Source organism: Exiguobacterium sp. A1_3_1, from assembly GCF_048985645.1.
In the GTDB taxonomy this organism is placed as follows: Bacteria; Bacillota; Bacilli; order Exiguobacteriales; family Exiguobacteriaceae; genus Exiguobacterium_A; species Exiguobacterium_A indicum.
Map to the genome: position 1 here is coordinate 1 of NZ_WBYY01000114.1, position 10,593 is coordinate 10,593.

The window sequence follows — 10,593 nt, forward strand, 5'->3', positions numbered from 1 at the left end:
CACCGCTGCACCGCTGCCCTCCTGCCGGACCGATAACGAGAGCTGCGACTCGCCTGCGCGAAGCATCTCTACGTTCCTGTTCCTTGCGATGGAAGGCACGGAGCGTTCCATAGAATTCTAAAAAGAAAAATAAAAGGTTAGGATTTAGTCGAAGGAATGGCATACTAAAGGAAAGAGGCTTGTCCACGTATGAGATCGTCGTTAGTGCTTCAATCGTGAATGATGTATCGTGTGCGAGGATATCTAAAAAGGAGAAACTACATATGAACTTTGATGGATCGACTGATGTATTAGGTGCAGCACTTACAAATGTCAATCTACTTTACCTCGTTCCGATTGCATTCGGACTTTTCTTATTGATCGATTTCTTGTTTACAAAAGAAAAGAAAAACTTTTTGAGCCGAACAGGTAAAATGCTTTTGGTTCCGCTCATTCTGATCGTAGGTGTCCTCATTTATCTCTATTGATTCGATGTGCGTAATAAGAATGATTATTTTGATGATAGAAGCGATGTTGGAAAAGGTCGTTTCTTTTTTTATGCGTGAAAAATCAATCGTGCATGGTTTCGTAACGACCCAGTTATCTTACATATCACGTCGCTTATCTTATCTAAGGTAGTTCGTAAAGCTTCTTAAATCATTCTATGCTGTGCTTAACAAAACAGTGAGGGGTGGAGTACATGAATATAGTCGAGATATTTAAGGTCATGGATCAAGCAAAGGGGAAACAGATACCAGATAAGGTGACATTAATTGATGCCCAGCTTCGTTTCGTGCGAGAAGTGGATGGTTCGGTTGAGCACGTAACGTGGTTCATCGACGTCGATCGATTGACAGACTTCATGCAGAAACACTTTACTAAGCAGACCTGTTGAGGTCTGTTTTTTGTTTGTCAATCTACATATAGGATGACCCATCAAGAAAAATGAACGGGTGGGAAATATAACCAACTATCTCCTGAGATTCACTGTATACTGAAGATAACTTACAAATCAGGAATGGAGCGATGAAAGATGAAACGAAAATGGATGGGCGCGAGCTTAGCGCTTGCAAGTGTTGGATTACTCGTTGGACCACAGCAAGGTGTAGAAGCGGCGACACCGAAAATCAAGGTCCACTATATCGATGTCGGTCAAGGCGACGCCATCTATATCAAGATGCCAAGTGGTGAAGATATCGTCATCGATGGTGGCAACAAAGGGAAGGGCGATGCACTCGTCACTTATCTGAAGAAACAGAAGGTCGATGATATCGAGGTGTTGATCTCGACGCATCCGGATGCTGATCACATCGGGGGGCTTGATGAAGTCCTCGACTCGTTCAAGGTCAAGAGCGTCTATGCACCGAAGGTCAAACACACGACGCAAGCCTACAAGGACTTCTTGTTGGCGGTCAAACGCGAGAAGCTGACGATCAAGACGGCGAAGGCGGGCGTCTCACTCCCGGTTAAAGGCGTGAAGGCGCAGTTCGTCGGACCGGTCAAAGACTATGCGAAGAGTGATCTGAATAACTGGAGCGCGGTCTTACACGTCGCTTATAAGAAGAATACGTTCCTGTTCACGGGAGACGCGGAATTGAAGTCGGAGCAAGACATGATCGCGAAGAAGAAGACGTTACGTGCGGACGTCCTCAAGGTCGGGCATCATGGGGCGAAGACATCGACGAGCGCGACGTTCCTCAAGTACGTTAAACCGAAGTACGCCGTCATCAGTGTCGGGAAGAATGCCTATGGACACCCGACGAAGGAAGTCGTGACGAACCTGAAGCGAGCGAAGGCGACGATGCTGCGGACAGATAAGAGTGGCACGATCGTCTTCGAAGGGAACGGATCGTCCTACACGATCAAGAAGTCGAAATGACGAAACGAAAAGGAATCATCGACCGGATTGAGGGGAAGTGGGTCGTCGTTGAGTTCGATGATGGGATGCGCGATATCCTGATTTCCCGCTTCCCGATGACAGTAGAATCAGGGGATGTTATTTGGATGGATGAATATGGTCATATCGAGAAGGATGAACAAGAACGCCAGCGACTGTCGGACGAAATCGATGAGCTGATGGAAGAACTATGGGAAGACTAAAAAAGAAATGAGCTGAAGCAGATGAATAAGTTAGGACAAGCGGTCGTTATCGTCGGGTTAGGGTTATCACTCGTTGGATGCGGCACACAAGAGACGATAGAAGATCCACCGAAAAAAGCAGCGAATCCGACTGAAAAGGTCGAGGTGGCAGAACCGAAAAAAGAAGATGTCTATTTTAAAGACGACACGCTAAAGATCGACATGGCGACCGTCAAGATTCTTTCGACAGAAGTACTTGAGCCGAGTAAAGAATACTTCCGCGAAAAGCCCCAACTCGTCTTCACATATGAGACGACGAATGACAGCAAGAAGCCGCTTAATGGAATGAATGTCTGGATTGCATGCTTTGAAGCGACACAAGAAGGAACCGATACAATTAACAAGCTAGAGGTAGGGATGACGCCACAAGAAGAGAAGTATGCCTCTTATTTAGAGCATCAGCTGGATGATATCAAACCGGGTGGTACTGCAAAAGGGATTATGGCTTATGACATTGAGGATCCCAAGGCAGTCGTCACCTTGAAAGCTACTCAAGGACTATCAGGAAAAGAGCTAGGAGAGAAAAAGATTGAATTGAAATGAATCATGAGTTAAACGAATAAGAGAGAAGCAGCGTAAAGTTGCTCCTCTCTTATTTTTGTTGCAAATGCAATAAAAAATACTTAAAGTAAAGGTAATTACTTAATGACGCATATAGAAGCGAGGTTCTTTATGAAAGAGATTCTAAGAGAAATCGGAATGATAGCAAGAGCCCTAGATTCAATCAGTAATCTGGAATTTAAAGAACTCAACCTATCCAAAGGTCAGTACGTATACATCGTGCGTATCTGTGAGAATCCTGGCATTATTCAAGAACAATTGATTGATTTGATTAAAGTGGATCGTTCCACAGCAACAAGAGTATTACAAAAGTTAGAAGCTGGCGGTTTCATCGAAAAAAGACCGGATGCCCTGAATAAAAAAATCAAAAAAATCTTTCCGACAGCTAAAGGGAAATCAATTTATCCATCGATCATCAGGGAGCATGAACACTCGAATGACGTTGCATTGACAGGTTTTTCTGAATCTGAAAAAGATGAAGTCTTCGAATATCTTCATCGTATACGAAAGAACATTGAAAAGGACTGGGAGTACGTGAAAAAAGGAAACAAACGAGACTATTAAGAAAAGAGGATGCGACATGATTAGACCTTGTACTGAACATGATGTGAATACGTTACGAGAGATCAGTATTCAGACCTTTTCAGAGACGTTCGAGCATGATAATGAAGAGGAGCATCTCCAAGCCTATTTAAAAAAAGCATATAACAGCGAAAAATTACGCAAAGAATTATCGAATCCAAATTCATTTTTTTACTTCATTGAGCATCAAGAGAAGGTTGCTGGTTATTTGAAGGTAAACGTAAAGGACGCACAAACGGAGGCAATGGGAAAGAATGCCTTAGAGATTGAACGAATTTACATTCGAAAAGAGTTTCAGAAGCTAGGACTTGGTAAAGAGCTGTTAAGTCATGCGGTTGGCGTTGCACATGAGCATCAGGTGAGCACGATTTGGTTAGGCGTATGGGAAGAAAATAAAAATGCGCTAGCCTTTTATAAAAAGAGTGGTTTCGTCAAACGTGGTCAACATTCCTTTTTCATGGGAGAAGATGAACAAATCGATTGGATTATGGAAAAGCAGCTCTCGAAATAAATCATAAGGAGAACAGGTAGATGTATATTCCTAAATATTTCAAAGTGAATGACTATGAAGAAGTCTTAGCGTTTATGAAAGAGCACGTGTTCATTACATTAGTGACGATTCAAGACGGTACGCCAATCGCTTCACACATTCCAGTTCATTTATCGGAACAGAACGATACCATCATGATTACAGGTCACTTAGCCTACGGAAATCCCCAATGGAAAACACTGGATCAAGAAACGAACGTATTGATGATATTCCAAGGTCCTCACGCTTATATTTCTTCTTCTTGGTATCAAGAAGAGAATGTTCCGACATGGAACTATCAATCTGTACATGTTTACGGAAATACCAAGCTATTGAATGAAGATGAGTTACGACAGGACTTAAGTTCCATGATGTTGCGATACGAAACAGGACGAGAGAATGAATCTGTATCCGAAGAAACAATGAAGATGTTGATTGAAAAAGAATTGCCCGGTGTTAAGGGATTTCAGTTTGACGTGACGGACATCCAAGCTAAATACAAATTGAGTCAGAACCGCAAAGCAGAAGATTATATGAATATCATCGAACAATTGCCTAAAGAAAAAAAGACCCATTCGATAGAAATAGCGCATCAAATGAGTCGACTTAAGCAAGGCGATACCAAGTGACATGATACTACTTAAAAGGACGTATCTAGAAATCAGATGTGTCCTTTCTGGTTATCCTCTTAAAAGGGTTTCGGCTTTTTTCTCTGCCGTTTTCTCATCTGTCCAGTCCATCTCGGATAACATACTTGCTTGAACCTTTTCAATCTGTTCACGCGTATAGCCAAGTTGCTCCATTGCGATGGCAGCATAAGCAGTTGCTTGGTTGTTAGTCATGGTCAATCCTCCGTCTTGTTTGTATTGTCAGTCTTATCCTACTTTTTATAGTACTTGATTTTAAAAGAGGAGCGAACATATTTTTAACGACTACGGAAATCTTGTTCGGGTACATTGAAGTGACGCGTTATGATTTGCCGTACCTTTTCCAAATCACGGTCTTCCGTCGAAATCATCTCATCGTACCATGCCTTTTCGAGGACTTGTTCGGTCTCTTTACTGACGACTTCTGTGTTCAGGATATGATGAAGCGGTCCTGAAGCGTCATCGAGGATACGGAAGTGTTGGCTGATTGGTTCTTCTCCTGGAATGACCAACGTATAAGCAACTGTCTCGTGTTCGTCGAAGTCACGGTCGTTGGCTTTCGCGAACGGTTCGAAGAAGTCTGTTGCACCATGAACGAGCATCATCGGTTCGTTGAACGATGATAGATCTTGTTGCGTATCCTGTTTAGCGATACTCGTGAGGTAAGCACCGACGTCCTCTGGTGAATGTTGCATGATCCGTTCCAGCCGTTCGGCTAACGGTAACTCGGGGTTAGTGATCTGCGCATGCTGTTCGATATACTCAATCATCTTAAGCGGCGATGCTTCGCGTTCCAGGACTTGTTCCTGCTCGAGCAAAGTATGGATCTCACGGATGAAGTGACCGGATGTCTGATGGACTTCATGCAACAGATCTTCTTTGTCGCATAAGTCCCTGCCTTGCGTCCAGTTAGCGAGATACGACAATGAAAACTCATCCGTCGGAAAACCAAAGTGCGCTGCGACCGTATAGGCGACCATCTCTGCTTGGAATTCTTTCTCATATGGATTCAACTCGATTCCACGTTCTTCGTTCCGGTCCATATTATGCAGATTGGCATGGGCGAGTTCATGGATCAGGACAGTGATGTTTTCAATATCCGAGTTCCGCGGGTTCAAGGCGATCGCGTTCAGTTCTGGATAAAAACATCCTTTCGCGGTACCGAGTTCGTTCAACGGTTGATCGAGTAACGTCACGTCTTGTTCCTCAGCAATCCCGTTCAACGCGCGGCGAAATGATTCCGCCTCACGGATTGATCCGTTCCGGTGGTAGGAGGCGAACAATTCTGAGACCTCGAATCCCTTCTCCCGGGCATCGGTCTGCGTGTACTCGAAGACATGACCAATCTTATAATACATCGCTTTACGGGTCGGAAGCGCACCTTCCATGGCACGCTTTTGCTCCGTCTTCGTGGCGTCTTTCCACGCCACCCACTCCGTCTCTCGTTTAATGAACGTAACGGGGGAGGGAACGAAGATCTTAATCCCTTTCTCACCCTTTTGGACCTGGACACCTTGCTTCTCCCAGTACGCATAGGAACCAACGGCACGGGCACCTTGGAACTGTTCCTCGATCAACAGCATGTTCCGCGTCGAGTAGCGATGGAACTGGCTCATAAAGTCGAGGTGTTCCTTCATGCTCTCCTGACTGACAAAGTGGGAGGCGAGCTGCGTCTCCATCTTATCGGTCAACGCTTGCACTTCCTTCTGGTAATCCTCACGCGTTTTCTTCTTATATGCCATACCACTCACGCTCCTTCCGATGAAACGGACGAATCAGCAGCACCTTTAAAATCGTTCAACTCTTCTAACACCATCGGGTCGCTAGCCAGTGGATCGAGTAATAACTGACGGCAATCACGTGATACCGGGAGTAATACCAAGGGTTCTTCCTGTAAGAGTTGCAGTAGCGCGTGTTCCTCTTGTGAAAGGGGAATGTCGTAGCGCGCTTGGTGAATCATGACGGTGACGTGAGTCGGTTGTAGTTCGAGAAATGTTGCGAGTGTGAAGGATTCGAGTCGTCTCATTTGTGAGTCATCCTTTCTTCATCTGAATGCTTATATTGCTTTCGTTGATCGATTCGCTGTTTGACAGCCATCTCTGCTGTCTCGAGGAAGGAAGGACGGTATTCGGTCGTCGGGATGATGTCCTCGATGCTCTCCGTCTGCATCAAAGCTTGTACCAGTTCGATCAATACCTGTGTTTGAAGGTCTGTTTGTTGGACGCTTTTTCGTAATGGAGAAAGACTTTTTGAAATCTGTTCATCCCAAAAAGACGTCAATTCTTGCTCGATCTGTTTCGAGACGGAACGACTGACATAGTTCAAGTCCCATTGTTTTTTGATTATCTCTTGATAGTCACGGATGATGTGATCGATTGCCGGACCGATCCCAGACAACCGTTCTCTCTCCCGGTATTCTTCTAAAAATTCAGCGGTCACGGCACTCATCTTGATCCGGACTTGCTTTGTTTCCTCCATCTGTATGCTCCTTCCTATAATCATGAACTGTAAAAACGGCTGCCAAAGAAACAGGATTCCGTTCGAATGGTATGATGAACAGATAAATTAGTTAAAGCGAGGTACAAACATGTCAAAAGTTCATTTTTACGATTCTATTCTATTGATTGATGCCCCTATTGAAGAGGTATACGATTACCTGACGAAGAATGAACACATTCTGAGTTGGAGCAATATGACTAAGGATCACATCTATTCAAACGGAGAACCATTGCAATATTCATACGCGGGTCAGAAGCTTCAAGTCATCCAAGAGCATCGTGGAAAAAGGTATTCCGCTGATGCTTGGATCGAGAAAATCGAAGCACCTTCCTTCATTGATCTCAGAACTGCGAATGAGATCGGAACGATGATTGGTCAATACCATTTGCAATCGAAACAGCATCAAACAGAACTACAAATCGATTTAATAGTGGACACACCGAAATGGGCTTATGCTATTCTGTACAAACTCTCCAAATCAAGATTGACTCGAATGTACAATGAAGAATTCCAGCGTTTGAGTGACTATGCGATCCAAATGAATCGTCGATAAAAAAATTGCTGGTTGTCATCCTTTTGTCGTAAGGGTGACTTTTTCTTTTATCGATCGTGATCGATTTCTTGTTGCAGAAGTTCAAACGCTTTTTGATTTTGTATGTGTTCCCACTCATCATTCATGTGTCGTCCAATCCGATAGAGTGTCTCTTGCATGATTCGTTCACGTCGAAATGCTAATCGGATTTTTTGCTTAGGTGAGGGTGTCTTCGACTTCTCAAGCTTCGGAGACGACTTATCTGATTCACGCATCTCGGACAGGATGGCGTTTCCCATCCGCGTGTAGAGATCCTGTTCTTTCGTCTTCCGATAAGTCGATGCTTGCGATGCCGATCCGTAACTTCGCTCGTAGAATGCGACCTCCGTATTGAGTCGTTGCTTGAACGCAGTGTGTTCTTTCTCGAAGTGTGTCGTAAGGTATGTGTCAGTGAATTGATTGAGTGAAGGACGCAGATTTTGCATGCCGTTCATGTTGTAGTACCACTGCCGTCTATCGTCCGGTAGTTGTTTCTGAATCGCTTTATACTGGCGTACGAGTTCCGGATGTAGCACGCGATTTGAAACGGATAGTGTTGCATGCTTTCGTTTGTGCGCCAGAACTTCATCACGGATGAAGGCATTCAACTTCTCCTGTTCCCGTGTCCGATCGGCAAGTGTCTGGACGACTTGTGCCTTCATCTTCTCGATCGTTTTCGGTTTGCGTTTGCCGCGTTCACGTGGATGCATCGTCTCAACTGTCGCGACATGGATATGGATGTTATCCGTGTTGTAATGGATCGCAGCGGTCCATGTCGCATGTAGCATCTGTTCTTTTTCAATCATCAGCGCGGTTGCGTTCCGTGTTGCCTGCATCAACCGTTGTTCATCGATGTAACGATTTTCTTTGACACCGACTTCCTGTAACCACGCTTCATCGAACGAGATGACATCCTGCCAGAGGATGCTGCCGTTCTCTTGTGCCCGACGGAAGATATCGCGTAACTGCTCTCGTTCAGTCGCGTTCAACCGGTCTTGCGTCGCCGTGAAGAGACCGCTTGATTTCAGTTCATCTTCCATATAGTCGTGATAGTTTTCGAATTGATGCGACCGCGCTTTCGTCTCCGGACGATCGATGTAACTGAGGTAGGTCGTATAACGACGCGCACGTCGGGTTGGTCGGGTTGCTTGCGGCAACTTGAACTTCGACTTGATGATGACGCCGGGAATGTTACTCATCCTGCATCACCTCACGGAAGAGTGTAGTCAAGAGTTCGAGTTCGGTTGCACTCCGCTTGAGATGCAAGGTATTCGCTTCGAGCTGTCGTTCGAGGCGTGCGATCTGTGTCGACTGGATACCATCCGAGCACCAGGTCGTCAACAATCCTTTCAATAATTCTTGTCGGGAACACATCTGTTTCTCCGCCTGTTCGTCGATTTGTTTGACGAAGATGGGATCGATGTCACGAATCAAGAGATCCATTCGTCTTCCTCCTTCCATTACGAAAGTGAGTCTCAATGTTCTAAAAAAGTTAAATGACTTTCGAACAATTGCTCCGTTCCTCCTGTCATTAGAAGTGAGAAAGGTAATCCTACATAGACAAAGAACGGAGGAAACATATGCAATCCATCATCGAACACGGTTACACACTTGGAGTAGCCGTGAGCGTCTCCTTGATCGTGGAACTTTTAAAAGTCCTGTATGCGAAGATACGCAGACGTGAATCTGTCTCAGTTGATATGAGTGACGCTTCTAGTGCGAAGAAAGAATCAATCGGTATGAATTAATAAATTTTTCCATTTGTTGAAACCTCACCCTTCCGAATGCTGTATAAGGATGAGAGGAGGAGATGGAAGATGTCGGTTTGGGTGCTCGCGTTGTTCGGATTAGCTTTTAGTTTTGGTTCGTTTTATGTCATGTTGAAAGTATTTGAGTCGTTAAAAAGATAATCCTAGAACACATTCAACGAGCCGCGATGCTCGTTTTTTTATTGGATTAGATAGAAGAACGATCAAGTTCTCCAGTCAAAAATCAGAAGCAGTAAAAAGCAAAGTGGATCTAAAATTGTGAAAAAGAGCATAAGGGGAAACTGCTATCACGCAGCGTGCTAGCCTAGGCGGAGCCTAGTGTTTCCCTGATATCATCAAAATCGCCAAAAGGTCACACCGCGTGTCATTAAAAACGGTATTTTGGCACGGTGTTTGCCACCTTACCATTTCAATTCACGCGCTTTAATGCGCAATTGATCCTGTCTTTTTTCTTCTTGCGTGAGTTGTTTTTTCAATTCCGTTTGTCTTAACAGTGCATCTTCTTTGTCTTGCTTCAGATTGAAGATTTCATCCTCACGTTCGACTTGTTCATCGAGTGTCAGGTCGGGTAAGGTGGCTTGTTTTATCTCAATGTCTTGTTCAATCTGTTGGATGAGGGAAGCTTGTTCCATCTGTTCACGCTTCATTCTCTTGATCCGTTTTTGACTTTGTAGGTGCTCGTCAGCAAGAAAAAGTTGCGTGTAGTCATCCGCTTGTTGCTTAGAAAGTGATGTCTTTAGAACACGTCGCTGATCCATATAGAGTGATTCGACGAGCGCGTCTTCTCGCTTCGTAGCACTTAGCTTCTCGAGTGACTGTTCAGGCTTCATGACATACAAACGGAGGGCTAGCTGATCAAAGTCGCGCGGTACATCTTCGATTTCGAAGACGTAGTGCTCGTCCTGATGATAGACGACGCGTACGCGCTGCTCATCTATTGGTCGTTCCTTATACGCGATTCGTGCCACAAGTTTCGACGCGTAGTTTTGAGGTTGATCGAACTGGAGACGGACGCGCATTTGCTTCCGTCTCGTATCATGTGACCAGTCGAGAAGCGTGACGGTCTGTCCATTTGCCAACCGTTTTTCTTCGCCGATAAGTGTCGCGTTGATTGGTTGTTCCTCAGCAAAGAAGAGGGAGGAGAAACCGAAAAACAGAAAACCAATCAAGAAGAATAGACCTGTTCCGAGATACAAGCGCGACCAGTCACGCGTCAACGTCTTTCGTTTTCCTGGATGCATTTAGACACCTCCTGACGTTTGAAGACTCTTCATCTGATCGACGATGTATCGTCCATCTTCTGTCTCTTATACACAT

17 protein-coding genes are annotated in these 10,593 nt (G+C 44.8%); 10 read left to right on the forward strand and 7 right to left on the reverse strand.

Annotated elements, in window-relative coordinates; genetic code table 11:
* The first annotated feature begins 263 nt into the window (after positions 1 to 263).
* From F8N00_RS12150 to F8N00_RS12185, 8 genes are all read left to right on the forward strand, one after another.
* Positions 264 to 467 carry a hypothetical protein gene (locus F8N00_RS12150; RefSeq protein WP_421018293.1) on the forward strand — a complete coding sequence of 68 codons (204 nt, stop codon included), beginning with the start codon at positions 264 to 266 and terminating at the stop codon, positions 465 to 467.
* Between the two features lie 212 nt (positions 468 to 679).
* On the forward strand, positions 680 to 874 hold the full coding sequence (locus F8N00_RS12155) for a hypothetical protein (RefSeq protein WP_421018294.1): 195 nt from the start codon (positions 680 to 682) through the stop codon (positions 872 to 874).
* A 138-nt stretch (positions 875 to 1,012) separates the two neighbouring features.
* Positions 1,013 to 1,858 (forward strand): ComEC/Rec2 family competence protein, encoded by an 846-nt coding sequence (locus F8N00_RS12160; protein ID WP_421018295.1) that lies wholly within the window; start codon positions 1,013 to 1,015, stop codon positions 1,856 to 1,858.
* Positions 1,855 to 2,079 (forward strand): DUF3006 domain-containing protein, encoded by a 225-nt coding sequence (locus F8N00_RS12165; RefSeq protein WP_215115898.1) that lies wholly within the window; start codon positions 1,855 to 1,857, stop codon positions 2,077 to 2,079. The genes F8N00_RS12160 and F8N00_RS12165 overlap by 4 nt, the downstream gene beginning before the upstream one ends.
* Positions 2,080 to 2,100: 21 nt before the next feature.
* Complete coding sequence (locus F8N00_RS12170) at positions 2,101 to 2,661, forward strand: DUF5067 domain-containing protein (RefSeq protein ID WP_053451908.1); 561 nt, start codon at positions 2,101 to 2,103, stop codon at positions 2,659 to 2,661.
* Between the two features lie 129 nt (positions 2,662 to 2,790).
* Positions 2,791 to 3,243, forward strand: coding sequence for a MarR family winged helix-turn-helix transcriptional regulator (locus F8N00_RS12175; protein ID WP_047392619.1), 453 nt, complete (start codon positions 2,791 to 2,793; stop codon positions 3,241 to 3,243).
* 16 nt (positions 3,244 to 3,259) lie between these two features.
* Positions 3,260 to 3,772, forward strand: a complete 513-nt coding sequence (locus F8N00_RS12180) for a GNAT family N-acetyltransferase (protein WP_047392433.1) — start codon at positions 3,260 to 3,262, stop codon at positions 3,770 to 3,772.
* Positions 3,773 to 3,792: 20 nt separating this feature from the next.
* Positions 3,793 to 4,419, forward strand: a complete 627-nt coding sequence (locus F8N00_RS12185) for an FMN-binding negative transcriptional regulator (protein WP_421018296.1) — start codon at positions 3,793 to 3,795, stop codon at positions 4,417 to 4,419.
* 51 nt (positions 4,420 to 4,470) lie between these two features.
* Here F8N00_RS12185 and F8N00_RS12190 read toward each other — a convergent pair whose 3' ends face one another.
* From F8N00_RS12190 to F8N00_RS12205, 4 genes are all read right to left on the reverse strand, one after another.
* Positions 4,471 to 4,632, reverse strand: coding sequence for a hypothetical protein (locus F8N00_RS12190; RefSeq protein ID WP_214729766.1), 162 nt, complete (start codon positions 4,630 to 4,632; stop codon positions 4,471 to 4,473).
* An 83-nt stretch (positions 4,633 to 4,715) separates the two neighbouring features.
* Positions 4,716 to 6,179 carry an ArdC-like ssDNA-binding domain-containing protein gene (locus tag F8N00_RS12195; RefSeq protein WP_421018297.1) on the reverse strand — a complete coding sequence of 488 codons (1,464 nt, stop codon included), beginning with the start codon at positions 6,177 to 6,179 and terminating at the stop codon, positions 4,716 to 4,718.
* A 5-nt stretch (positions 6,180 to 6,184) separates the two neighbouring features.
* Positions 6,185 to 6,463, reverse strand: coding sequence for a hypothetical protein (locus F8N00_RS12200; protein ID WP_421018298.1), 279 nt, complete (start codon positions 6,461 to 6,463; stop codon positions 6,185 to 6,187).
* Positions 6,460 to 6,915 (reverse strand): hypothetical protein, encoded by a 456-nt coding sequence (locus F8N00_RS12205; protein ID WP_421018299.1) that lies wholly within the window; start codon positions 6,913 to 6,915, stop codon positions 6,460 to 6,462. The genes F8N00_RS12200 and F8N00_RS12205 overlap by 4 nt, the downstream gene beginning before the upstream one ends.
* A 109-nt stretch (positions 6,916 to 7,024) precedes the next feature.
* On the opposite strand from F8N00_RS12205, the gene F8N00_RS12210 reads away from it, so the two are divergent.
* The gene (locus F8N00_RS12210) at positions 7,025 to 7,489 is read left to right on the forward strand and encodes an SRPBCC domain-containing protein (RefSeq protein WP_421018300.1); all 465 of its coding nucleotides are present in this window, start codon (positions 7,025 to 7,027) and stop codon (positions 7,487 to 7,489) included.
* A gap of 47 nt (positions 7,490 to 7,536) precedes the next feature.
* On the opposite strand, the gene mobP2 is transcribed toward F8N00_RS12210, so the two are convergent.
* Entirely contained in the window at positions 7,537 to 8,706 is a 1,170-nt protein-coding gene (gene mobP2 / locus F8N00_RS12215) for a MobP2 family relaxase (protein WP_214749346.1), read from the reverse strand.
* On the reverse strand, positions 8,699 to 8,950 hold the full coding sequence (locus tag F8N00_RS12220; RefSeq protein WP_214749343.1) for a hypothetical protein: 252 nt from the start codon (positions 8,948 to 8,950) through the stop codon (positions 8,699 to 8,701). Before F8N00_RS12220 ends, mobP2 begins: the two co-directional genes overlap by 8 nt.
* A gap of 137 nt (positions 8,951 to 9,087) precedes the next feature.
* Here F8N00_RS12220 and F8N00_RS12225 point away from each other — a divergent pair, with 137 nt between their 5' ends.
* Entirely contained in the window at positions 9,088 to 9,255 is a 168-nt protein-coding gene (locus F8N00_RS12225) for a hypothetical protein (protein WP_214749340.1), read from the forward strand.
* A gap of 422 nt (positions 9,256 to 9,677) precedes the next feature.
* Here F8N00_RS12225 and F8N00_RS12230 read toward each other — a convergent pair whose 3' ends face one another.
* The gene (locus tag F8N00_RS12230) at positions 9,678 to 10,517 is read right to left on the reverse strand and encodes a hypothetical protein (protein WP_214749338.1); all 840 of its coding nucleotides are present in this window, start codon (positions 10,515 to 10,517) and stop codon (positions 9,678 to 9,680) included.
* Positions 10,518 to 10,593: the final 76 nt, after the last annotated feature.